General features: G+C 64.1%; 18 protein-coding genes and 1 pseudogene. 8 read left to right on the top strand and 11 right to left on the bottom strand.

Annotated elements, in window-relative coordinates; translation table 11 throughout:
* Positions 1-27 precede the first annotated feature (27 nt).
* Together AC0L15_RS11685 and AC0L15_RS11680 are read right to left on the bottom strand one after the other, a co-directional pair.
* Positions 28-789 (bottom strand): SRPBCC family protein, encoded by a 762-nt coding sequence (locus AC0L15_RS11685; protein WP_287245681.1) that lies wholly within the window; start codon positions 787-789, stop codon positions 28-30.
* Between the two features lie 554 nt (positions 790-1,343).
* Entirely contained in the window at positions 1,344-2,144 is an 801-nt protein-coding gene (locus AC0L15_RS11680) for an IclR family transcriptional regulator (RefSeq protein ID WP_287245454.1), read from the bottom strand.
* A gap of 240 nt (positions 2,145-2,384) precedes the next feature.
* On the opposite strand from AC0L15_RS11680, the gene AC0L15_RS11675 reads away from it, so the two are divergent.
* Genes AC0L15_RS11675 through AC0L15_RS11660 form a run of 4 tightly spaced genes read left to right on the top strand, consistent with a single transcriptional unit; the run spans position 2,385 to position 6,895 of the window.
* Positions 2,385-3,437, top strand: coding sequence for a substrate-binding domain-containing protein (locus AC0L15_RS11675; protein WP_128171883.1), 1,053 nt, complete (start codon positions 2,385-2,387; stop codon positions 3,435-3,437).
* Between the two features lie 19 nt (positions 3,438-3,456).
* Positions 3,457-4,965, top strand: a complete 1,509-nt coding sequence (locus AC0L15_RS11670) for a sugar ABC transporter ATP-binding protein (protein WP_287245451.1) — start codon at positions 3,457-3,459, stop codon at positions 4,963-4,965.
* On the top strand, positions 4,962-5,927 hold the full coding sequence (locus AC0L15_RS11665) for an ABC transporter permease (RefSeq protein WP_128171885.1): 966 nt from the start codon (positions 4,962-4,964) through the stop codon (positions 5,925-5,927). Before AC0L15_RS11670 ends, AC0L15_RS11665 begins: the two co-directional genes overlap by 4 nt.
* A complete protein-coding gene (locus AC0L15_RS11660) occupies positions 5,924-6,895 on the top strand; it encodes an ABC transporter permease (protein WP_287245448.1) in 972 nt (323 codons plus the stop codon). The genes AC0L15_RS11665 and AC0L15_RS11660 overlap by 4 nt, the downstream gene beginning before the upstream one ends.
* Here AC0L15_RS11660 and AC0L15_RS11655 read toward each other — a convergent pair.
* Positions 6,869-7,810, bottom strand: coding sequence for an amidohydrolase family protein (locus AC0L15_RS11655; RefSeq protein WP_473496367.1), 942 nt, complete (start codon positions 7,808-7,810; stop codon positions 6,869-6,871). The genes AC0L15_RS11660 and AC0L15_RS11655 overlap by 27 nt on opposite strands.
* 76 nt (positions 7,811-7,886) lie before the next feature.
* Between AC0L15_RS11655 and AC0L15_RS11650 the strand changes: the two genes are divergently transcribed.
* From AC0L15_RS11650 to AC0L15_RS11635, 4 genes are read left to right on the top strand one after another with little or no spacing between them, the layout of a single operon-like run.
* Positions 7,887-9,206 carry an alanine racemase gene (locus AC0L15_RS11650; protein WP_287245443.1) on the top strand — a complete coding sequence of 440 codons (1,320 nt, stop codon included), beginning with the start codon at positions 7,887-7,889 and terminating at the stop codon, positions 9,204-9,206.
* A 44-nt stretch (positions 9,207-9,250) separates the two neighbouring features.
* On the top strand, positions 9,251-9,595 hold the full coding sequence (locus tag AC0L15_RS11645; RefSeq protein ID WP_023800134.1) for a RidA family protein: 345 nt from the start codon (positions 9,251-9,253) through the stop codon (positions 9,593-9,595).
* Between the two features lie 9 nt (positions 9,596-9,604).
* Entirely contained in the window at positions 9,605-10,615 is a 1,011-nt protein-coding gene (locus AC0L15_RS11640; protein ID WP_287226239.1) for a succinylglutamate desuccinylase/aspartoacylase family protein, read from the top strand.
* 55 nt (positions 10,616-10,670) lie between these two features.
* Complete coding sequence (locus AC0L15_RS11635; RefSeq protein WP_287171713.1) at positions 10,671-11,849, top strand: hypothetical protein; 1,179 nt, start codon at positions 10,671-10,673, stop codon at positions 11,847-11,849.
* Positions 11,850-12,144: 295 nt separating this feature from the next.
* On the opposite strand, the gene AC0L15_RS11630 is transcribed toward AC0L15_RS11635, so the two are convergent.
* The 8 genes and pseudogenes from AC0L15_RS11630 to AC0L15_RS11595 form a co-directional block, all read right to left on the bottom strand.
* On the bottom strand, positions 12,145-15,393 hold the full coding sequence (locus AC0L15_RS11630) for a winged helix-turn-helix domain-containing protein (RefSeq protein ID WP_287245440.1): 3,249 nt from the start codon (positions 15,391-15,393) through the stop codon (positions 12,145-12,147).
* Positions 15,394-15,908: 515 nt separating this feature from the next.
* Positions 15,909-17,738, bottom strand: coding sequence for an allophanate hydrolase (atzF, locus tag AC0L15_RS11625; protein ID WP_287245438.1), 1,830 nt, complete (start codon positions 17,736-17,738; stop codon positions 15,909-15,911).
* Positions 17,735-18,085: a cupin domain-containing protein gene (locus AC0L15_RS11620; protein ID WP_287245435.1), complete on the bottom strand. Its 351-nt coding sequence runs from the start codon at positions 18,083-18,085 to the stop codon at positions 17,735-17,737. The genes atzF and AC0L15_RS11620 overlap by 4 nt, the downstream gene beginning before the upstream one ends.
* Positions 18,078-18,746: a cysteine hydrolase family protein gene (locus tag AC0L15_RS11615; RefSeq protein WP_287245432.1), complete on the bottom strand. Its 669-nt coding sequence runs from the start codon at positions 18,744-18,746 to the stop codon at positions 18,078-18,080. The genes AC0L15_RS11620 and AC0L15_RS11615 overlap by 8 nt, the downstream gene beginning before the upstream one ends.
* Positions 18,746-20,275, bottom strand: a pseudogene (locus AC0L15_RS11610) (ABC transporter ATP-binding protein). The gene AC0L15_RS11615 and the pseudogene AC0L15_RS11610 overlap by 1 nt, the downstream one beginning before the upstream one ends.
* Positions 20,276-20,284: 9 nt before the next feature.
* On the bottom strand, positions 20,285-20,986 hold the full coding sequence (biuH, locus tag AC0L15_RS11605) for a biuret amidohydrolase (protein WP_287119710.1): 702 nt from the start codon (positions 20,984-20,986) through the stop codon (positions 20,285-20,287).
* A gap of 25 nt (positions 20,987-21,011) precedes the next feature.
* Positions 21,012-21,938, bottom strand: a complete 927-nt coding sequence (locus tag AC0L15_RS11600; protein ID WP_473496366.1) for an ABC transporter permease — start codon at positions 21,936-21,938, stop codon at positions 21,012-21,014.
* Positions 21,938-23,098 (bottom strand): ABC transporter permease, encoded by a 1,161-nt coding sequence (locus AC0L15_RS11595; RefSeq protein WP_473496365.1) that lies wholly within the window; start codon positions 23,096-23,098, stop codon positions 21,938-21,940. The genes AC0L15_RS11600 and AC0L15_RS11595 overlap by 1 nt, the downstream gene beginning before the upstream one ends.
* Positions 23,099-23,109: the final 11 nt, after the last annotated feature.

The raw sequence follows: 23,109 nt of genomic DNA, 5'->3' as shown, positions 1-23,109 counted from the left end.
TCTGGCCGGCGGTTCCAGAAGCACCCGTCAGCCCGGGTGCTTGAAGGTTTCGCCAAACCAGTTCCGCCACTTGGGCTCGCCGTCGGCGGCGCGCTGCTCGGCGTCGTCGCCGTAAAGATACAGGGCCATGCTGGCATTTGTGTTGCCGTCGGCAGCATAGGTTCCGATCAGGGCGATGCCGGGAGCAGGCGCATTCAGGCGCAGCACGAGGAAACGCTGCTTGTCGTCCTGCCGCACGCGTTCGACTATGCCGGATAGTCTCTCCGGCTGCTGCGGGCCATTCCGTTCCTCGCCGACATTTGCGCCGGCCAGACCGAGCGCCTCGGTGAGCCGCCGCCAAGTCGAGAGCTGGTCGGCCTCAGAGCTGGCCATGAGGAAGCTGGCGGCCTTTTTACCGGCGAAGTGCGACAGGTAAACCCGCAGCACCTCGAAAAAGCCAGGCCAGCCGCTCTCGAACCCTTCCAGCTGATCGTCCCAGTCGTCGGTCGAGGCAAACAGCGAGTGGACCATGCGAACAACGCAACGATCACCCGACCGGCTGGTCACAGTGATTTCCGTTGCGACAGGCGGCGCGCCTTCGCTCCACTCGCGTTCGACATAGCCGAAACGGAACGGCGGCTCCCAAATCGTCACTTGGCCGGTGGAGGCGCCATTGGGACCAAAGTCGAAATGAAGCCTGCCGCCGACATGCTCGTCGATCATGGTTTTTGTGAACCAGGCAGTGTTGCCGGGACCCGTAGCAATTGCCCGCCATACCTGCTCGGGTGTGCCGGGCGTGATGAACTCCATCTCCACCCAACGCTTTCCGGTTTCGTCTTTCTTGATTGGCATGGGGACTCCTTTCAAGGTTTGGCGTCACAGGGTCGGGCCAGGTGCGGTACGACGCCACTCCGAGCCGATGCGACCGCCCGCCAAAGCTCAAGCATACCTCATTTTCGTCTTGACAAATTATTTTGTCAAGACGCGTGGATGGCTGGAAAGCAGCTTTGGCGCGTCGTGCCGTGTCGTGTGATCTAAGCGTCGCCTGCGCTCGCCTCCCGACGTGGCGCGCCGGCACTACGCCGATCTTCGTGAGACGAGGTTGAGACAACGGCGTCACCCGGCTGAAGAGGTCAGAGCAAACAGAACGGGAATTTCGTAATCCCGCCGGCTTTTGGAATTTTGTTCGTCGCCAACCCGCCCAAACAAGCGCAAACAGGCAACACCGTTCGACGGTTTCCTCCCATTCCGCTGAACGGCGTTCCCCTCTGAAGGTTGAAACCTTCTTTTTGGCCGGGCCGTATTCGAGCCGGGCCATTTTTTGCGCGCTCCCTTGGCGAGGGCGTCTGAGCCGATTCCTGACCCTAGCTTCCCGCCAACGACAATCCGCGGGCGCGTTCGCACAGCAAGGCAAGCAATTCGCTGCGCCGCGCTTCCGGTGTGTCGACTGGCAATACGAAGCAAAGGGTCTTGCTGACGGCGCCGTGGCCATCGCGGATGGGCGCCGCCATGCACCACGTGAAGCGGTCGGCGAGGGCGGTGGTCTCGCTGAAACCTTGCTGGCGGGCCAGAGCGACATCGCTGAAGAATTCGGCCGGCGCAATGATGCGGCCGTCTGGAAGCTTGTAGTCGCCAGGCGGGATGAAGTCCTTCACTTCTTGCTCGCTCATATGGCCGAGCAGGAGCCGCCCGGACGCCGTCCACGGGATCGGCACCTCGACCCCGACATCGCTTGAAATCCGGAACGGGCCGGAAGAATCACGGCAATCGAGAACGATGTATTTGTTCCCGCGCAGGCCGCACAACTGCACGGTCTCGCCTGTCTCCGCGGCCATCCTGTCCAGCGTCTCTATGATGCGTCGATAGTGGGCGTTGTGATGCGAATAGGCCCAGCCGAACAGATGCATAGCCCGACCGAAATAGACGCAGCCTTCCGTCCCGACGTTTTCGAGCATTTCGGCTTCGAGCAGGCTGTTGACGATTTCGTAGGTGGTCGAACGCGGTGCGCCGATCATCCTGGCGATGTCGCCGACGCGCATCGGCGCGCGGTGCCGCAAAAGCGCTTCCAGCAGCACGATGACGCGGTCGATGCCGCGGCGTCGTTCGCCATTTCGCGGCCCGGCGCCGGCTTCCGTTTCGATCAGACCAGTGGCGCCATCGCTCATGTCGGCCGCATCTCCGCAAAAATCAATTCGGCCCTCGTCTCAAGGCGCTTGAAAGATGTCAAGGCTCAGTCTAGCATCCCATTTGTCCGATATAGAGACACGTTGTCTGAAATATCAGACAATAACAAGCCAGGCGCAGAAAGTTCTGATGAGAAAACGGGCGGTTTCCGGATGCGGCAACCGGCGGGTCTTCTTGTCCCGATCCCGCACGTCCAGGCATAACCTCAGAAGGGAACAATCATGACGAAATCATCGTTTTTCGCATCAGCCAGCGCCCTTTGCCTCGGTCTCCTGCTGAGCCTCGGCGCCGGTTCGCAGGCCAATGCGGCCGCCAAATGCATCAAGGGCGACCGCAAGGCGCCGTACACGATCGGCTGGGCCAACATCTATTCCGTGCCGACCTGGATGAAGCAGACACAAGGCACGATCGAAGCCGAAGTCGAGACCCTGAAGAAGCAGGGGCTTGTCGACAAGCTTGTCGTGACCGACGCTCAGGGCGACGCCAACGTCCAGATCCAGCAGATCCAGTCGATGATCGATTCCGACGTCGACGCCATCATCCTGATTGCCGGCTCGTCGACCGCGCCGGCGCGTGTGCTGGCGGACGCCTGCGACAAGGGCATCGCAATCATCAACTTCGACAGCCTCGTCGACACCGACCAGGTCACAGCTAAGGTGAACACCGATTCCGCTCAGTGGGGCGACCAGGCGGCCAAGTTCCTGATCGACGCCATTGGCGGCAAGGGCAAGATTCTCATCCTCAACGGCCCGGCCGGCGTTTCGGTCAGCGACGATCGGCGCAAAGGCGCCGACGCGGCGCTCAAGGCCCATCCTGAGGTGACGGTCCTTGCCGAGACCAACACCCCCTACAATGTCGCGCCTGCACAGGAAGCCGTCACCAGCCTGCTGTTCGCCAATTCCGAGATCGACGGAATTCTGTCGCTCGGCGGCGCCCTGTCTGCGGGCGCGGTACTCGCCCTCGACAAGCAGGGCCGCGAACAAGTGCCGATCACCGGCGAGAACGCCCGTCAGTTCCTCGAACTCTGGAAGGAAAAGGGCCTCAAGAGCTGGGCGACCATGCAGCCGAACTGGCTCGGCGCTTTCGCCGCCTACACCGCCGTCCAAGCGCTGGAGGGCAAGGATGTGCCGGCTTTCGTCAAGATTCCGCTGCCGGTGATCGACAATTCCAACATCGATCAGTACCTCGCCCGGGCGGCCGATTTTCCGGCTGACGGCTATATCTATTCGCCCTACGACGAGGAACTGTTCAAGAAGCTGCTGGCTGAACAATAAGCCTGAAAGGTCGCAGAACTTGGTGGCCACGGCTCCGCTTCTTGCCGCGCGGGGAGTGTCGAAGTCCTTCTTCGGCAACCCCGTCCTGCGCGCCGTTTCCATCGCTCTCCAGCCGGGCCGCGTGCATGCGCTGCTCGGCGAGAACGGTGCCGGAAAGTCGACGCTGATCAACCTCTTGTCCGGTGCCTTGCGCCCGGATGGCGGAGCGATCGAGGTCGATGGGCGCCCAGTGTCGCGCATGACCCCCGCCTATGCCCAACAAGCCGGGATTGCCGTCGTCCAGCAGGAACTCAGCCTGACGGCCAGCCTCTCCATCGCCGAGAACATCGGCCTTGGCGCCTATCCGCGCCGGTTCGGTTTGCTCGACTATCCCGAACTCGCCGTGCGGGCCAGGGCAGCATGCGATCTTGTCGGGCTTCACGAACCGCTCTCGATGCCGGTCGGACATTTGTCGCTTGGCCGCCGGCAGATGGTGGAGATAGCCAAGGCGCTTTACCGCCGGCCGCGCGTTCTCATTCTCGACGAACCCACTTCGTCGCTTTCGGCAACCGAAACGAAAGTCCTGACGGAATTGTTGGAGAGGCTGCGCGGCGAGGGCATCGCTATTCTCTACATTTCGCACCGGCTGAACGAAGTCATGGCACTGTGCCAGCATGTCACCGTCCTGAAGGACGGCGCCTGCACGGCGGATCGCAGCTTGGAAGGAACCGACGCCAGCGGGCTGGTTCGGCTGATGGTCGGCCGCGACCCCGGCGATCTTTTTCCACAGTGGCAGGCTTCGGTATCGACTTCCAACGCCATCTCGGTTCGCAATTTTTCGGCCGGCCTGATGCGCGACGTCGATCTCGACATCAGGACGGGCGAGGTGCTCGGCATTGGAGGCCTGGTCGGGCAAGGGCAGGAAGATCTGCTGCTCGGCCTCTACGGCGCCATTCCGGCCAGGACGACATGCGCGACCGTCAACGGCGCTTCGGGTCTGCCCGGCGGTGTGCCGAAAGCCAACGCGCTTGGCCTCGCCTATGTCCCGGCCGACCGCAAGCGCGAAGGCCTGCACCTGATCCATTCCATCATCAGCAATATGATGCTGCCCGCTTTGGCAAGACTGCCGGCGCTGAAGCTGCGCAGCCGCCGTGCCGAGCGCGAGACGGCGAGAGGTCTCGCTGCCCAGCTTGGCATCAGGGGCGACCTCGGCCGGCCGGCGCAGGCCCTCTCGGGCGGCAACCAGCAGAAGGTGGCGCTGGCGAAATGGATGCCGCACCACCCGCTTGCGCTTCTCCTCAACGACCCGACGCGCGGCGTCGATGTCGAGACCAAGCGCGAAATCTACAGGATGCTTCGCAACTTCGCCGCCGCCGGCAAGGCGGTCGTGCTGCTCAGCTCCGACACGCCAGAACTGGTGCACCTTTGCGACCGCGTCGCGGTGGTCCGGGAGGGCCACATCGTTGCCATGCTCAAGCGCGGCGCATTGAGCGAGGAAGCAATCGTTTCAGCTGCGATGGGCGCCGAACGGCGGCAGGTGGCGGCATGAGCACGGTGGCCTCCTCAAGGCAAGCCGGCGCTCTTTACTGGCCGGTTCAGCTGCGCCGCAATGTCGGTGTGCGCGGCCTGTTCGCCGTGGTCATGGCGTTCCTCGTCGCCTATGGCTTCCTGTTTCCCGGCTTGTTGACCGCTTCCGGCTTTGCCAAATTCACCCAGAGCTGGTTTCCGCTGGCGCTGGTCGCCATGGCCCAGGCGATCCTCATGCTTACCGGCGGCATCAGCCTGGCCATCGGCGCAATGGTCAGCCTGGGCGCGGTGATCGCCGCGACGACGATGACCGGGCCGCTGGGCGTAGCCGGCGGTGCCGCTGCGGTGGCGCTGACCGGGATCGGCATCGGCGGCGCGACCGGGTTCATCGTCGTAAAACTTCGGTTGCCGGCGATCGTGGTGACGCTCGCCGGTTCCTTCATCATCGGCGGTGCGGCGCTGCTCATCCTGCCGAGACCCGGCGGCGCCATTCCGGAGTGGCTGTCGGACCTGCTTGCCGGCAACACGCCCGCGGCCTTCGTGCTGCTGGTGCTCATCGTCCTTCTGTGGAAACTCTATCTCGCCACACCGCTTGGCTTGAGCCTTTATGCCGCCGGCGAGAATCCGGTCGGCGCCTATCGCTCCGGCGTGCCGGTCGATGGCGCACGGGTAGCGGCTTACGCGATCAGCGGCCTGCTTTGCACAGGCGCCGGCCTGTTCGTCGCCGCGCAAACAGGTTCGGGCGATCCGGTCATCGGCACGGCCTTCACGCTGAATTCCATCGCCGCCGCCGTGCTCGGCGGCATTGGCTTCCTCGGCGGTCAAGGCACGATGCGCGGTGCGCTTGCCGGCAGCCTGCTGCTCAGCCTGATGATCAGTGTGATGTTCTTCCTCGGCTTCACCCCGGTCGCCCAGTATGTCGCCCAGGGCCTCATCATCATCGGGGCGGTCGCCATCCCGCAATTCCGCAAGGTGCAGCAATGACAGCATGGAAAGAAACCGCAGCCCGCAGGCGCGCCTTGACGATCCTGCGCAGCCGGCCCTTTCTCACCGTTGCCATCGTTGCCGCGGTGTGGATCGTGGCGAGCTTCGTCTCGCGCGGCTTCGGCGCATATGGCCATTTGCGCTATCTGGTCGAACTGGCCGCGGTGATTGGCCTGGTTGCGGCGGGGCAGACCTTTGTAGTCATCGCCGGCGGCATCGACCTTTCCGTCGCGGCGATCGTCACGGTGAGCGCCGTCAGCCTGCCGCTGCTGTCGTGGCAGGCTGATCCGACCGGGCTCACCGCCATCCTTGCCGTGCTTGCGCTGACGACGACGATCGGTCTGGTGAACGGGCTGGGCGTGGCGCTGTTGCGCGTTCATCCGATGATCATGACCCTGGCCATGGCGACATTCCTGCAGGGCCTGCTGATCATCATCGCCGGCGGCAGTGCAGTGACCGCCGAAAACCCGCTGGTGCGCTGGCTCGGCAATGCGCGGCCGGCCGGTATGCCCGCAGGCGTGCTTTTGTGGGTGGCCGTCTCCGTGATCGTTCTGGTCGCTATGCATGCCACTTCCTTCGGCGCTCGGCTCTTCGCGATGGGCGCCAACCCGCTTGCCGCGACACTCTCCGGCGTTCCCATCGCTTCGACCACCCTGGCAGTCTACGGCATCAGCGGGTTCACTTCCGGGCTTGCAGGCGTGCTGGTGCTCGGCATGAACGGACAAGGCTATGTCGGGATCGGCGATCCCTATCTGCTCGCCTCGATTGCAGCCGTCGTGCTCGGCGGCACCTCGATCCTCGGCGGGCTCGGCACCTATGCCGGCACCATCCCCGGCGCCGTCCTGCTGGTCACGATCACGGCTCTGATCACCGTCGTCAACGCATCGCCCGGCTGGCGCAGCATCCTGTTCGGTTCGCTGATCCTGGGGCTGCTGCTTCTCTCAGGCCGGGAGCAGGCCCGCCGATGACATATCGTCCAACCGGTAGATGCGCCTCGCATTGCCGAAGAACAACGCTGTCTGCTCGTCTTCGGAAAGCTCCGCGGCAATGGCCTTGAAGCTGTCATATACATCATCGAACGACGCGTGCAGACCGGCCACCGGGAAGTCACTGCCGAACATCGCGCGATGCGTGCCGAAACAGTCGATGCTATGCATGACAACCGGCCTCAGGCTGTCGAGCGTCCAATCATGATCGTAGGCGACCAGATCGGATATCTTGATGGCGACGTTGTCGCGCTCCGACAAAAGCCGAAGCGCTTCGCGCCACGCCCGCATACCGTCGGCGTCACGGTCGATCGGGCTGCCGCAGTGGTTGAGGACAAAGGGCTGGTTCGGATAGGCCGCTGCGAGGCGCGCGGCACCAGCGAGCTGGCGCGGAAACACCATGAGATCGAAGACCAGCCGATAGTCGGCAAGCAGGGACAGGCCGGCGCGCCAGGCCGGATCGTTCATGATGCCGTCACGGGCAGCGAAACGGCGGGCAGGATCTGGATCCCAGCTCAATATGTCGCGCACGCCGACGACACGGTCGAACGCCGCCTGCGCCTCGACCAGCGCCGGGGCTTGGTGGTTCGTCAGCGGGACGTGAACGACGTAGCGGGCCGCCACGCCCCGCGATTTGTCGAGCGTTTCAAGCCACTGCGTTTCGCCGACGCAGTCGTCCCCGGCCCAACCGGCTTCGACATGAACGGTGGCGACGACATTGTGCCGGCTGGCGTCGCGCAAATAATCCTCAGGAAGATAGTTTCGCCGCAACGGGCCAAGCTCGCCCAGGCCGCCGCGCTCGCCAGCCGTCGTGGCGAGCCAGGGGTGGCGGCCGAGGCCGAGATCCCAAAGATGATGGTGGGCATCGATGATCGGTCCGGAGTAAGGCTTTGACACGCATCTCTCTCATGCTGTGGCCGGCATCGGAAATCAGTCCGGGCCTCATCCTGCTAAGGCGAAGGACTAGCATCGGATGACCGAAAACTCACCCGTGCCGGCGCTCGCGATCCGTGAAAATTTCCTGCTCGACGATCGCATCCGCGGCGTGCCGCCCGGCACCTTCGGGCTGGACAGCAGCCTTGTCGCATCTCAGCGCTGGCATCCGGCTGATGGACGCATGTCGTTGCCAGTGCTGACCCTCGACGAGGAGGCCTTCATCGCCAATCGTGACCTGTTCCTGCGCTACGCGCGCGAACAGGGCGCCATGATCGCGCCGCATGCTAAGACCCCGATGGCGCCGGATCTTGCCCGATCTTTGGTAGAGGCCGGAGCATGGGGCACGACCGTCGCCGATATCAGGCAAGCCGCGGTGATGCTCAAGGCCGGCCTCACACGGCTGATCGTCGCCAACGAGGTTGGTGGATCAGGCGGTGCGAACCGGCTCGCGGCGTTGGTCGGCGTTTGGCCAGGCGTCGAACTCTTCGTCTTCGCCGACTCTGTCGCCGCCGTGCATGCGCTCGCCGAAGCCTGGCGGGCCAATGCGAAGCTGCCGCCATTGCGCGTGCTCGTCGAACTCGGTGTTGGGAGGGCAGGCGCGCGGACCACTGGTGAGGCCGAGGCGATCGCCGATGCAGTTGATGCCGCTGGCGGACGGCTGCTGATTGCCGGCGTTGCGACCTACGAAGGTGCCGCGGCGCAACCCGACCCCGGCCGCACCGAGGAGGTGATCTCGGCTCTGCTGGCGATTACCGCCGACATGTTCCTGCGGCTGCGCGCCCGCGTCGGCGGCGACGTGCCGCTGATCGTCACGGCCGGCGGCTCGGTGTTCTTCGACAAAGTGGTCGCCGCGCTTTCGCCCGCCGTTTCCAGGGACGGCAATGCGACGCTGGTATTGCGCAGCGGCGCCATCTTCTTCCACGACCATGGTGTCTATGATCGCTCGCTTGGCGCACTCGACGCCCGCAACGGCTTTGCGGTCGGCGGCGTCAGCGTTTCCGCACGAAATTCGTTTCGGCCGGCTTTGCGCCTCTGGGCCGAGGTGCTGTCGCGGCCGGAGCCCGGCCTGGCAATCTGCGGCATGGGCCTGCGCGACGTGTCGTTCGATCAGGGCCTTCCGATGGTGCTCGCGGTCTTCCGGACCGGCAAGCCGCTGCCGGTAGCGCGCGCCGACGTCTTCAAGCTGAACGACCAGCACGCCTTCCTGACAATCGCGCCGGACGACGACATTGCCGTTGGCGACGTCATTGAATTCGGAATCTCGCATCCCTGCACCTGCCTCGATCGCCATCGCGTGATCTTCGGCGTCGACGCGGCCGGGCATGTCCGCCACGCCTTTCCCACCTATTTCGGCTGACCGGATCTTGTGGTGGCCCCAAGAGAACCTCGAAAGGATCCAATATGATCAAGTATTTCCAGTCCGGCTCCCGCATGTCGCAGGCGGTCGTCTATGGTGGCCTCGTCCACATTGCAGGCCAGGTCGCCGACGATCGCAAGGCCGGCATCGAAGGCCAGACCAGCGATGTGCTCTCAAAGATCGAGGCGCTTTTGGTCGAGGCCGGCAGCAGCAAGTCGAAGCTTGTCGCGGTCAATATCTTCCTGCCGCAGATCGGCGACTTCGACGCCATGAACAGCATCTACGATGCCTGGGTGGATCCCCAACGCCTGCCGGCACGGGCCTGCGTTGAGGCGCGTCTCGCCGATCCCGACCTCCGCATTGAGGTCACGGCGATCGCCGCCATCTGAGTCTCCGCCATGCACACCGGCCTCACCCATACGCTCGATTTCGACCGGGATGGCAAGACATCAGGCCATCTCAGCATGCCCTTCTCGATAGACGGTTCGCCCTATTTCCAGGTCAAGGTCCCGATCTGCCTCATACGCAACGGTGAACGGCCGTCGCTGCTTCTGATGGCCGGCAATCACGGTGACGAATATGAGGGCGAGCTGTCTCTGGCAAAGCTGATCCGCCGGCTCGATCCCAAGCAGATCAAGGGCCGCGTCACCATCCTGCCGATGGCGAACGCACCGGCGGTCATGGCCGCCAAACGCTGTTCGCCGCTCGATGGCGGCAATCTCAACCGAGCCTTTCCAGGCGATCCGTTGGGCACACCGACAAGCCGGCTCGCCAGTTTCCTCGAGACGGAACTGTTCCCTCGCCACGACATCGTCTTTGACATCCATTCGGGCGGCACCTCGATGGAACATCTGCCTACAGCACTCGTCGAGCGCAATACCGATCCCGACCGCCACAGGCGCGGGGTGGAACTGATGCGGACGCTCGGCATGCCGTATGGCTTCGTGGCCGACAATGGTCAGGCCTCGCCGACCTCGATGGGCGCCGCCCGCCGGGCCGGCGCCATTGGCATCAGCGGCGAGTTCGGCGGCGGCGGCACCGCCACAGTCGATACGATGGCGATTACCGCTCGCGCGATCGACAATCTGATGGTCGCCGTTGGCGTGGTCGAGGCGCCGGTTCTTTCGCCGGAGTTAAAGCCTTCGGCGCCGACGCGACTGCTCTCGCTCTCCCGGCACGGTCAGGGCCTCTACGCCACCCGCCGCGGCTGGTTCGAACCCGCCGTCAGGCTCGGCGACGGCGTCAGCGCCGGACAATTGGCCGGCTGGTATCACGACCTCGAACGGCTCGATCTTGCCGAGGAAGCCCTGCATTTCGCCGAAGGCGGTATCGTGCTTTCGCGCAGGCTACACACGATGTGCGAGGCAGGAGATTGCCTTTTGCAGGTCGCCGAGCCGGTGGAAGGCTGACAGAAAACCAACCGGCGTTTGCTCACGCCACATTGCAGAAAACTGAGGATATTTCATGCAGCATTCGATGTGGACCTACCCCTGGGATGTCCAGGATCTGGGCTTGGAAGCCGTCGAACGCGATCTCGTCGAGCGCGCCGGGCTCAACATGATCAGTCTCGCAACCTCCTATCATGCCGGTCGCTTCCTGCAGCCGCGCAGCCCGCGCCGCAAAGCCTATTTCCCGGAGGACGGCACGATCTACTTCAAGCCAACCGCCGCCCGATGGGCCGATCTCGTGATCCAGCCGAAGGTGGCCGAAATGATCACCGAAGGTGGCGACGTTCTGGCCAAACTTATCCAACGGCGCGAGGCAGGCGGCCTCCAGGTGTCGTGCTGGACGGTCTGCCTGCACAATACCCGCCTCGGCATGCTTTATCCGCAGGCCGTCACCCGCAACGCCTTTGGCGATCCCAATTATTACAATCTGTGCCCGTCGCATCCGGATGCGCGCGCTTATGTCCGCGCGCTCGTCGCCGACGTTACGCACACTTATAAGCCGGACAGAATCGAACTTGAAAGCCCGTCTTTCATGGGCTTTGCCCATGAATACCATCATGAGAAGGATGGTGTCGGGCTGACGCCGGAAGACGACTTTCTTCTGTCGCTGTGCTTCTGTCCGTCCTGCCTCGCCCGCGCCGCTTGTGCCGGCATCGAAGGCCAGGCGGCGCGTGACCTCGTCAAGCAGTGGATTGCCGAGGCGTGCGAGCGCGCGGTGCCTGAACGGCGCTTTCCAGAATTTCCCGCAAGTGGCCTCGACACCTTTTTGCCCTGGCCGCATCTCCACGCCTATCTGTTGTGGCGGTTCGAGCCGGTGACCAGTCTTGTCGCCGAACTGCGCGAGGTTGCCGATCCGGGGACCCGTGTCCTCGTCATCGACCTGCGAGACGGCTGGCTCGGCGGCTGCGATCTGGCAGCGCTCGGCAAGGTCTGCGACGGGGCGATCCTTTGTGCCTACGACATGCAGGCCGGCGACGTGACGGGCCTTATGGCGGCTGGCCGCACCGCGCTCGGTGCAGAGAAATTCCTCGGCGCCGGCTACCGGCTCTTTTATCCGGAAATGGCAGGCCCCGAAATTCTCGCCGCCAAGGTGAAGCCGGCGCTGGCGCCGGACGTCGACGGTATCAATTTTTACAATTACGGCCTTGTCCCCGCCGCACGACTCGATTGGGTGCGTGCAACACGACCTGGCTGAACAAAACGATCCGTGTGCCGCAGTCGAAAGCGCGTCGCGGCTGAATGGATTCATGCGAGGCGCTTTAAGTGATTGTTATGCATGACAGCGCTGTCCTGCCTCGCGACCTGTCATTTCCCTCGGCTCCATCACCTCGTGCTATCCAGGCCGGGCTGACGCGCAGCGAGCGGATGGACGCGATCGCTGGCCTCGTTCTGAACCTGGCAGCCCTTAGCAAACACCCTGCTCGGAGATTGAGGTGGCTGCCAGACCGACGACAGCCCGGTGTTTCGCCAGACAGCGCAAGACACCGTCTTCAGCGCGTGTGCCGCACAAGATAGGGTTCGACCAAGGCGCGTATTTCCGCAGCTGGCGCCGCTTCGCCGGCACCACGCAGCGCCCGTTCGTAGCGCGCATAGTCGTCGGCCGCGCCTTCGACATCACCGCGCGACAGCCGCTCCCTGATCAGCGCCTTGTAGACGGGTCCGGCATCCGGATAGAGGTCCAGCGCCCTCAAATAGATCGAGCGCGCTTCCTGGACGTTCCCGGTTGTCTCCAGCCGCTGGCCGGTCCGCAATCCAAGATCGATCAGATCGCGACGCACTTTTTCAGCTGCGGCGAGCGACCAGAAGCTGGCTCGCTCGTGCAGGAACAACGGACCGGGGAATGCGAGGAACAGCGCTTCCGCTTCCGGTCGCAGCCCGGCCGCCTCGCCATTGGCTGTCGTTACGGATTTGAGCCGTGCATCCCAGTCGGCGAGGTCGACCCAGACCTTGTCCGACGCGAGGCGAAGCTTGCCTTCGCGCTGAACGATGAGGTCGGTCCGCCCGAGCAGCTTGCGTAGCCGATGCAGCGCCTGCTCGCATGCCGCCCGCGCCTGGTCGCCGTCGAGGTCGGGCCACAGCCAGTCCTGAACGGTCTCCAGCGAACAGGTATTGTCTTTCGAGATCGCCAGTACCCGCAGGATGTCGAGAGCCTTCGTCGATGGCTTGGCGCCGAGATTAAGAGGGTTTCCATCGAGTTCGAGCCGAAAGCCTCCGAGGACGTGGACCTTGAGCGGCCATGGCCAGGCCGTGGGCCGCCGTTGCGGCGCGTCCAATCGGCGTTCCCGGATAAGCGACCGGCAAAGCTTGGGCTCGATGCCGCGCTCAAGCGCATCGCCAAGCAGTTCGGCGAGCAATTCCGGAACGTTGAGGAGCACCATTGGCCAGCTGACGTCGCGCAGCGCCTCCATGAAGACCTTCAGCCGATCGCCGTAGCGTGGACCCTGGTCCCACAGGCTCTCCAGCGCGGCCGCTGCAAGAATGCATATCTCGGTTCGCTTGCGGGCGCCGCCGTTCAGCCGCGGCAGTAAGTCGCTGAGCAGCGCGGCGGCTTCGCGCGGCTTCCTGTCGGCGAGCAGCACCTGGAACTTCGTGATGCAGTGCGCCCAGCGCTCGACCATCGGCTCGTTGGCGGCCTCGCTCGCCGCCATGAAGCGCTCGCAATCCTCATACGCGGCCGCGAAATCGCCTTGCCTGGCATGAAGCGCGGCGTAGCAATTGGCGACGATGGCGACCTGTGTGCTGAAACGGCTGTCGGCGATCTCGGCCAGGCGCTCGACCACCTGGTCGAGCTCGGCAAAGTCATTTCGGAATTTCATTTGCATCTGAAGATGATACAGGCCACCGAACTCCACACCCTTGAGCGACTCGCGCTCACCGATCGCGATCGCCTCCCGCAACGCCGCTTCGGCCGAAGGATAGGGAAAGCCCCGTCTCTTGTAGGGAAAATAACGGCCACTCTTGGCGCCAAACTCGACCAGCCACATGCCGAGGACCCAAGGCAGCACCTCCTTGTCGGTCAAATCCTCGACAATGCTGTCGACGGCCTTGGTGAACAGATCGGCCCGCATGACCGATACCGAATGCTCGATCAGCGTTTCGCTTGCAAGCAGCCGTAAGCCGCTTGGGTCGTGCTCGGGATTCCGGGTCAGCCGCTCCAGCAGTTCGGTTTCCAGCGCTTGCCCGTCCGGGCTGTTGCGGTAGTAGTCGTCGCCGAAGTTTAGCGCCCGCACCATGCCGATGCGCACCAGCATCGCTTCCTCGGAAGGCAGTTTTGGCAGGCCGCGCTCGATGATTTCGAACGCCCGGCGGGTCCAGGCCGAAAGACCCTCATAGGTGCGCCAACTGTCCGTCTTGACCAGAACCGCGCGCGACACCGTAAGACAAAGCCCGCGCTGATCGTCGGCCTCGCCAAAGGCATGCCATGCCTTCGACAGCCAGTGCTCTGCCGCGGCGTCGTTCGGCATGTGGGCCACGCCCAGCCAATAGAAATGCCAGCCGTTCATGAACGCTTCCGGCAACCGGCCGACCCATTCGATGAAGGTCGTTCGATGTCCCTGCGCCAAAACGGTCTCCGCCCGGCTCAGCATGAGCCCGCCCGCCTGGTCCCAGTCCTCTGCCTGCAAGGCGAGGTGTATGGCTTCGTCATATCGGCCGGCGTCGGCGAGGACTTTTGCCGCCCTTTGTTTGAGCGACTTCTGCTCTTCTGCCGTCACACGCTGTGCGAAGCGTCGGTCGAGGAAGTCCCGCAACAGGTCGTGCAGGTGGAAAACGTCGCGGCTGTTTTCCGTTCGCGTGACCAGCAACTGCCGCCTGTAGAGCCTGTCGAGCAGCTTGCCCGCTTCGCTCGACCCGATCATCACGTCCGCCAGTTCGGCGCTGATTTCGGGCAGCAGATTGAGTTTCAGCAGCATGTCCTGGTCGGCGGCGGGAAGGGAAAGGAAGAAATGGCGGCCGAGAACGTCCGACAGGGCATTCTGCCCGCCGGCTGCTGTCCCGGTCGTGTCATCAGGGCCGACCGCCGAGCCGTGATCGGCGAGGAGAACCAGCCCGATCGCCCAGCCGCGCGCCGCTTCGACATCGACTGGAACGGCACCGTTCCTCGACCGCAGCTTGACGAAATCGCGTGCTTCCGATGTCGAGAATTCGAGCGCCCACCTGTCGACGACGGCCACTTGGCCCTTGAGAACGAGGTCGCCCAGTTCGTTGTGGGGCAGCGTGCGCGAGATGCAGATGCAGCGGACCGTGTCAGGAAGTTCACGGAACATCACCGAAAGCACCGCCCGGAATTCGGGCGTGTCGGCGTCCTGCAAATCGTCGAGGACCAGAATGGTGCCGGGCTTCAACCGCGCGAAGTAGGCTCTGAAGAAGCGCCTGGCGAATTCCTTCGGCTGCTCGGCATACTCGACGCCGAACACCGGCATGTCTCCAACCGCGGGTGAGGCGAGTGACTGCGCCAGATATTGAAAGAAGCGCGCGATATCCTGGTCGCCCTCGTCGATGCGGAACCACACATGCGGTGCCGCGACGCTTTCGAGGTAGTCGATGACCGCCGTCGTCTTGCCGTAGCCGGCCGGCGCGGCCACCCAGCATACGCTCGAACGCGATTTTTGACCGATCGCTTCGAGAACGCGGTTCCGCCTCAATATCCTGGCGCTGCGCGGCGCCGCCAGCTTGGCGATCCGGCCTGTGCCCGAGAGCGGGCGCCTCGCATCGGCGTCAATGGCGTCTAGGGCGGTCATCGGGGCTCCCGCTCGACCAATCATCGAGCGTCGGGTCGTGCCGTGATGACCGTCCCGCCGCCCAGATTGACCTTAGGGTAGCGCAATCGTGCGACAATTCGTAGGGGCTTCGCAGATGAAGCGGCAACGGCCGGGTGCAAGCGTCGCCTGGGTGCCTGCGCGACCTCGAGATCAGGCAGCAGACGCGGCCGAATTGCGAGCCGCAATCGGCGACCTCGCCGCGGCCCTCGACAGCAAACAGCGTGAAGGAAAACCTGACAGCACGAAGCATCTCCGGGCCTGATAAGTCCCGACGGAATCTGTTGGGGCAACTGCACGGCCTGTTCGCATCGCGACGCCTCCGGCGGTCGCAGGCGCGTGGCGACGCCTGCCAAATCACAGTGCAACTTTAGAGCACGCGCACATACGGATCGCTCGCGGAATTCGATGTGCTGCTCGCCGTACCAACTGCAAGCCGAGCATCGCTGCTACGATTTGAGCTCGCGCTGACGTTGCCGGTGCGAACGACCGGTCGTTCAATCGGCCGGGACGCTTTCCTGTCGCTCTCCGTTGGCTTTTGCGATGAAGCTGCGCCAACCGCCATAGGCCGAAATGTCGATCGCCTCTGACAACCCGGCGGTCTCAACCAGAAAGCCTTTGGCCGATGTCCCGTCATCGAGCTCGATCGTGCCTATGCCGAGCGGCGGCGGGATCGCGGCCACGAAGCGTCCGAACGCGTCTGGTGAAAGCCGCCAAACCTCGACATCGATCGACTTCCCGTGGCCATCGGCAACACGCACGAGCCCTGGCTTGGGCACGGACTGGCCGGCGAGCGCATAGAGCTGATAGGAGGCAACCGTCTTGGCGGCCCTGCTCAATCGCGCGCCAAGCGCGCAGAGCTGGCCGTTGAGCGGCATCCCCGACAAATGCGCGCCGACGACCACGAGCTCGATCATGCCGTCATCGACGTCAGGGGTCTTGGCGACGCAGGCAGGCATTGCCCAACCAGTCGCGCCAAGGCCGAGACCGCTGGCTCGATGGAGATCACGGGCGAGCGCCGCCGTCAGGGCGTCCTTGCCGGCGGCAGCAAGCAAGGTAACGCTCATCGGCAGACCGTCGTCGCGCTTGCCCATCGGCACGGCGATGCCGCACATATCGAGCAGATTGACGAAGTTGGTGTAGGTGCCGAGCCGGCTGTTGGTGACGATCGGATCGGCCAAAACAGTCTCCAGCGAATAGTGCGTCGGCGCCGTCGGCACGCAGAAAAGGTCGACCGAGGCGATGACAGGTGCGAGCCTGGCCTTGTGGCCCTGCAGCGCATAAAGGCCGTTGAACGCGTCTGCCGCGGAGAGCTTTCGCGCCCCTCCGATGATTGCGCGCGTTACCGGGTGCATGGCTGCTTCGCTCGCTTCCATGAAATCCGCAATCGCCGCATAGCGCTCGGCCACCCAGGCGCCTTCGTAGAGCAGGTTGGCGGTAGCGTAGAAATCGCCGAAGGGAATTTCGATCAGTCGGCAGCCGAGCTGTTGCAGCGTCCGCAGCGCCGTTTCGAATCCAGCCTGCATGGCCGCGTCGCCAAAAAATTCCCGGTCCGCTTTTGCGGGAACCCCGACGGTCAGCGCTGGTGGACGCGGACCAAGCGGCGGCGCCGCGATAGCGCGCGAATAAGGATCAACGTCATCTTTGGCCGTCGCGGCCCTGAAGACGCTGTAGGCGTCATCGACGGTGAGCGCGAATACAGAGACGCAGTCGAGCGTGCGGCAGGCCGGCACCATGCCGGTGGCCGACAGCGCGCCGACGGTCGGCTTCAGCCCGACGATGTTGTTGAGGCCGGCGGGAATGCGGCCGGAGCCTGCGGTGTCGGTGCCGAGGGCGAAAGAAACGATGCCGTGCGCCGTCGCCACGGCCGAGCCGCACGAGGAACCGCCCGGCACCAGGTTCGGATCGATCGCGTTTCTCGGGATCGGATAGGGCGTGCGCACGCCGACGAGGCCGGTGGCGAATTGGTCGAGATTGGTTTTTCCGACGACCAGCGCGCCGGCCGCCCTCAGACGCGCGACGACGGTGGCGTCTTTCGCCGGCAAGTAGGCATATTCGGCGCAGGCGGCCGTCGTCGGCATGCCGGCGACATCGATGTTGTCCTTGACCGCGAACGGCATGCCCCACAGCGGCTTTGCCACCGGATCGAATCCGCCGAGTGCCTCGGCCTCGGCAAGCAGGTCCGCCTTGCTCGCCAGATGGATGAAAATGCCTGGATCGTTCGCTTTCGCCATGCGCTGAAACACGGTTTCAATAATGGTAGCGGCCGACATGCCGGAGGCATAGGCCGCGTGCAGGCTGCCGATATCGAAGCGGATGTCGCTCATTTCGTCTCGTCCAGAATGACCACCGGCAGATTCCACTGTATCAGCACGACGCAGCCGTCTTTCGTCCACACCGAATGCTCGGTCCCGACCGGGTTCAGGATCACGCTTCCGGGAAGATAGTCGCCAGTCTCGTCGCTCTGGGTGCCTTCCAGCACAACGATGGTTTCCAGTGCGACATGACGATGGCGTGGCACGCCGGCGCCGGGCCGATAGTTCAGGATCGCGACGGAGGGTTCGGCCGGTCCGCCCTTGAGCAGCCAATGCACCGTGATGCCGTCGCGAAAATGCTCGAATGCCAGATCACGCCAGCCCCCATGGATGAGAGCCGGGTATGCAATATTAGGCATCGGCAATTCCTTTGAGCACCTGGTGCGTCATCGCCGTCCAGCCGACGATCGCGCCCTGCGCCCTGATCATGGCCAGTGCGGCCGCCTTGAATTCCGGAAAATAGCTTTCCGTCGCATCCTCGGCCAGCAGGCATTCGTAGCCGCGGTCGTTGGCCTCGCGCATCGTCGTCTGCACGCAGACTTCCGTCGTGACTCCGGCGAAGACGAGCTGCTGCACGCCGAGCCGCTTCAGGTCATCGCCGAAGCTGGTAGCGTAGAACGCGCCCTTGCCGGGTTTTTCGATGACGATTTCGCCAGGCAGCGGGGCCACCTCGTCGAGGATCGCCGTTCCCGGCTCGCCGACGACCAGCACGCGGCCCATCGGACCGACATCGCCGATTCTGACAGACGGATTGCCGCGATTGCGCTTGGCCGGCGGCAGGTCCGAAAGGTCCGACCTGTGGCACTCCATCGTGTGGATCACCGGCAGGCCGGCGGCGCGAAATCCCTGGATCAGCCTTTTTACCGTCGGCACAATCGCCACCACCCGGCCGACGTCATTGCCGAGGCTGGCGCCGAAGCCGCCCGGCTCGGCGAAATCGCGCTGCATGTCGATGACGACCAGCGCCACCGCCTCAGGCTTGAAGGCAAACGGAAACGGCAGCGCGTCGATCTCCGCCATCAGTGATGTCCCGCCATTTGCTCGCCGATCGTCTGGACGCTCGCCTGGGCGATCGGCGTTTCGTAGACCAGCGCGCCGTCGGACATGACGAAGATGCGGTCCGAGAGCTCCAGCAATTCGTCGAGGTCCTCCGACATCAAGAGCACCGCGGCACCAGCGTTGCGCGCCTTCATGATGCGGGCGCGGATTTCGGCGACGGCAGAGAAGTCGAGGCCGAAGCACGGATTCGAAACAATCAGCAGATCGACCTCGCCGGTCAGTTCGCGGGCGAGCACAGCGCGCTGGACGTTGCCGCCGGAGAGCGACGAAATCGGCGAGGCGAGCGAGGCTGTCTTGACCTTGAACTGCTCGACCAGCCGCGTCGCATAGTCCCTGATGGCGCTCATCCGGATCCAGCTTATCGGCTTGCCGGCCTCGTTCAGGTCGAAGGTCCGGAATGCCATGTTTTCCGCCACCGTCATCCTCGGCGCGCAGGCATTGCGCAACGGTTCCTCCGGGATGAAGCGCACATTAAGCGTGCGGGCCTCGGCGCGGCTGGCGCCGTAGGGCGTTCCCTTCACCAGAACGTCGCCGGCATCACGCGTACGCTGCCCGGCAAGGACTTCTAGAAATTCCTTCTGGCCGTTGCCGGAAATGCCGGCGACACCGACGATCTCGCCGGACTTCACATCGAGCTCGCCGATATTGATGGTTTTCAGGCCGGTGCGGTCGGGCGCCTTCAGTGCCTTCACCGTCAGGATTTGCCTGGCGCCGACCGGCAACGGAGCGCGGCTGTCGAGCGCGGCGATCGGCTGGTCACCGATCATCATCGCCGCCATCTGCTTGTGAGACAGCTACGATACTTTCCCCGTTCCTGTCAGTCTGCCCTTGCGCAACACAGTGATGTCGTCGGCAAATGCCGTCACCTCGTGGAACTTGTGTGAGATCATCAGCACGGTGAGATGGCCCGCCTTGGTCATGCCGCGCACAAGGCCCAGCACTTCCTGCGCCTCGCCGGGGGTTAGCACCGACGTCGGCTCGTCCAGCACCAGAAAACTGCGGCCGAGATAAAGCTGCTTGATGATTTCGAGCTTCTGTTTCTCGCCGGCGGCGAGTTCGGCCACCTTGACGTCGAGCGGCAGCTTGAACGGCATCCGCTCCATGAATTGGGCAAGTGCGGCGCGTTCCTTGCGCCAGTCGATAATCCCCGGCACCTTCTCGCGGGAAATGACCAGGTTTTCCGCACCCGTGAGCGACGGGACGAGGGTAAAATGCTGGTAGACCATGCCGAGGCCGAGCGCCGAGGCGTCCTTCGGACTGGCGATCCCGACCTCGCGGCCGTCGACCAGAATTTCGCCGGCGGTCGGGTGATAAAAGCCCATGATGCATTTGACCAGCGTCGACTTGCCCGCGCCGTTTTCGCCAAGCAGCGCATGAAACGATCCCGCCGGCACCTTGATGGAGACGTCGTCCAGCGCGGTGAAGGCGTCGAAACGCATGCTCATGCCGATCGTCTCGACGCCAACCGCTCTTTTGCTGCGATCACTCATGATCGAACCTCATGGCAACTGGGCGACGAAGGACGCCGAATTGGAGACCGCGCCGAACACGCCGCCTTGCATCTTAATCATCTTGATCGCAGCGAGATGGTTGCCGTAGTCGGTCGCCCCGCAGCAATCCTCCAGCATTACGCATTCGAAGCCGCGGTCGTTGGCTTCGCGCATCGTCGTGTGCACGCAGACGTCGGTGGTGATGCCGGTCAGCACGATGTTTTCGATGCCGCGCTGGTTGAGGATCAGCTCCAGGTCGGTGGCGCAGAACGAGCCCTTTCCCGGCTTGTCGATGATCGGCTCGCCTTCGGCCGGATAGAGGTCGGGGATGATGTCCCAGCCCGGCTCGCCGCGCACCAGGATGCGCCCGCAGGGTCCGGGGTCGCCGATGCCGGCATTGATGCGGCGCGAGCGCCAGCGCTTGTTGGCCGGCAGGTCGGCGAGATCGGGCCGGTGGCCCTCTCGCGTATGAATGACGGTGTAGCCCTTCGCCCGCATGGCCGACAGCACCGATCTGATCGGTTCGATCGGCGCCCGCACCAGCGAGAGATCGTAGCCCATATGATCGACATAGCCGCCCGGCCCACAGAAATCGGTCTGCATGTCGATGATGATCAGCGCCGTGTTGTCGGGCCGAAGCTCGCCATTGTAGGGCCATGGATAGGGATCGGCATCGATGTAGCGCTGCGTGATCTCGGCTCTGGCGTTCATTGAGAAAAACTCCAGTCTGGAAACGTCATTTGGTGATCGACAGTTCGCCCGGTGCGCGGGCCAGCGAACGGCTCGGCGACGAGGTGGCGATCATGATGACGAGGGTGAGAATGTAGGGTGCGGCGTAGAACAGATAGTAGCCTTGCGTGACGCCGACCGATTGCAGCGCCGGCCCCAGCGCGCCGGCCCCGCCGAACAGCAGCGCGGCGGCAAAGCAGCCGAGCGGGTTCCAGCGCGCGAAGATGACCAGCGCCACCGCCATCAGCCCCTGGCCCGACGAAATGCCTTCGGTCCAGCTGCCGGGATAGTAGAGCGACAGATAAGCGCCGCCGATTCCGGCCAGCGCGCCGCCGATGCCGGTGGCGATGAGGCGCACCGTATTCGGGTTGAGGCCCATGGCGCGCGCGGCGTCGGAACTGTCGCCGACCACGCGCAGGATCAGGCCGGCCCGGGTGTTGCGGAAAGCCCACCACAGGAACACGGCAAGTGCTGCACCGATCAGGAACAGCACGTTGACGTTGAGCGCCGCCTGCACCTGCGGAACATCGGACCAGCCGCCAAACGGGATGGCCGGCAGGTCGGGCGCCGAGGGCTGGATGAACGGTTTGCCGAAGAAGAAGGCGAGACCCGAGCCGAACAGCATCAGCGCAATGCCGATGGCGATGTCGTTAACGCCACGGAATCTGCAGATCCAGCCGTGGAACAGGCCGAAACAAATTCCGGCGGCTGCGGCGGCCAGCAGACCGAGCCATGGTGAGCCGGTCATCACCGCGACGGCATAGGCGGTCATCGCGCCGAACACCAGTGTGCCTTCGAGACCGAGATTGATGCGCCCCGAACGCTCGGTGATGGCTTCGCCCAGCGACACGAAAATGAAGGGCGTCGACACCCGGATGGCGCCGCCGAGCATGGCGAGCGGAACGCCCCAGAGGCCGATCTCGGTTGCGTTCATCAGGCAGTTCCCTTCAGGAGATCGGGCCTTTTCAAGAGATCGCCCCTCTGCCAGAGGTCGGGATTGAAGGCCTTGAAGCGGCCGTAGAAGGTTTCGCTGAACAGGATGACGACGAAGAGCATGCCCTGCAGCACCAGCACGGTGGCGTCGGGCAGGTCCATGCGGCGCTGGATCAGCCCGCCGGAGGCGTCGATGCCGCCAAGCAGGAAGGCGACCGGGATGATGGCGAGCGGATTGTGGCGGGCGAGGAAGGCGACCAGGATACCGGTATACCCATAGCCGGCGGCGAGCGAGGCGTTGGCGCTGCCTTGCACGGCGGCGACTTCCAGCATGCCGGCAAGGCCGGCAAAGCCGCCGGCCAGCGCGGTGAAACCGACAATCAGCGGTCCAACGGCAAGTCCCTGCACCTGGGCTGCCCTGACATTGCCGCCAGCGATGCGGGCGGCGAACCCCCAGCGGGTCTTTTCGATCAGCAGCCAGGACAGAATGCAGGCGATGATGCCGACGACCAGGCCCCAATGCACGTCTATGCCGGGAATGTTGCCGATGCGGTAGGCCTCGGCCAACGGCTCGGTCGACGGTTTGTTGAGCGAGGCGGGATCGCGCAGCGGTCCTTCCACCAGATGGTTCATCAGGGCGATGGCGATATAGGCCATCAAAAGGCTCGATATGGTTTCGTTGACGGCACGGTAGTGGCGTAGCGCGCCGACGGCACCGATCCAGATGCCGCCGGCGGCCAGGCCCGCCACGCCCATGACAAGAATAACGAAAAAGGCGGGGGCGCCGCTGGCGGCCACGCCCATGGCAGCCGCGGCAACGCCGCCCAGCACGATCGCGCCTTCGCCGCCGATGACGACAAGGCCGAGCCGGGCCGGCAGCGCCACGCAGAGCGCCGCAAGCAGCAAGGGTGCCGCCCGCGACAGCGAGTTCTGGATCGAGAACCACGAGCCGAAGCCGCCGCGCCACATCGTTTCATAGAGCTGCGCCGGCGATTTGCCGACCAGCGCGATGAACAGGCTGAACAGGGCCATGCCGACAATCAGGGCCGCGAGCGGGATGACGAGGGCTTCCGCCCGCCGGGCGATCCATTCGAGCGCCGTCGGATAGCTTTTGGCGCCGAGCATCACTGGCACGCTCGCGCTGCTCACGGTGTCTGCCATGGCCCCCGTCT

It is taken from the genome of Mesorhizobium sp. WSM4846, from assembly GCF_055811415.1.
This window is presented reverse-complemented; position numbering and strand designations above follow the sequence as displayed.

Coding starts and splice junctions, on each gene's coding strand:
- AC0L15_RS11685 (WP_287245681.1), bottom strand. CDS start 789: ATGGAGTTCATCACGCCCGGCACACCCGAGCAGGTATGGCGGGCAATT.
- AC0L15_RS11680 (WP_287245454.1), bottom strand. CDS start 2,144: ATGAGCGATGGCGCCACTGGTCTGATCGAAACGGAAGCCGGCGCCGGG.
- AC0L15_RS11675 (WP_128171883.1), top strand. CDS start 2,385: ATGACGAAATCATCGTTTTTCGCATCAGCCAGCGCCCTTTGCCTCGGT.
- AC0L15_RS11665 (WP_128171885.1), top strand. CDS start 4,962: ATGAGCACGGTGGCCTCCTCAAGGCAAGCCGGCGCTCTTTACTGGCCG.
- AC0L15_RS11660 (WP_287245448.1), top strand. CDS start 5,924: ATGACAGCATGGAAAGAAACCGCAGCCCGCAGGCGCGCCTTGACGATC.
- AC0L15_RS11650 (WP_287245443.1), top strand. CDS start 7,887: ATGACCGAAAACTCACCCGTGCCGGCGCTCGCGATCCGTGAAAATTTC.
- AC0L15_RS11645 (WP_023800134.1), top strand. CDS start 9,251: ATGATCAAGTATTTCCAGTCCGGCTCCCGCATGTCGCAGGCGGTCGTC.
- AC0L15_RS11640 (WP_287226239.1), top strand. CDS start 9,605: ATGCACACCGGCCTCACCCATACGCTCGATTTCGACCGGGATGGCAAG.
- AC0L15_RS11635 (WP_287171713.1), top strand. CDS start 10,671: ATGCAGCATTCGATGTGGACCTACCCCTGGGATGTCCAGGATCTGGGC.
- AC0L15_RS11630 (WP_287245440.1), bottom strand. CDS start 15,393: ATGACCGCCCTAGACGCCATTGACGCCGATGCGAGGCGCCCGCTCTCG.
- atzF (WP_287245438.1), bottom strand. CDS start 17,738: ATGAGCGACATCCGCTTCGATATCGGCAGCCTGCACGCGGCCTATGCC.
- AC0L15_RS11620 (WP_287245435.1), bottom strand. CDS start 18,085: ATGCCTAATATTGCATACCCGGCTCTCATCCATGGGGGCTGGCGTGAT.
- AC0L15_RS11615 (WP_287245432.1), bottom strand. CDS start 18,746: ATGGCGGAGATCGACGCGCTGCCGTTTCCGTTTGCCTTCAAGCCTGAG.
- biuH (WP_287119710.1), bottom strand. CDS start 20,986: ATGAACGCCAGAGCCGAGATCACGCAGCGCTACATCGATGCCGATCCC.
- AC0L15_RS11600 (WP_473496366.1), bottom strand. CDS start 21,938: ATGAACGCAACCGAGATCGGCCTCTGGGGCGTTCCGCTCGCCATGCTC.
- AC0L15_RS11595 (WP_473496365.1), bottom strand. CDS start 23,098: ATGGCAGACACCGTGAGCAGCGCGAGCGTGCCAGTGATGCTCGGCGCC.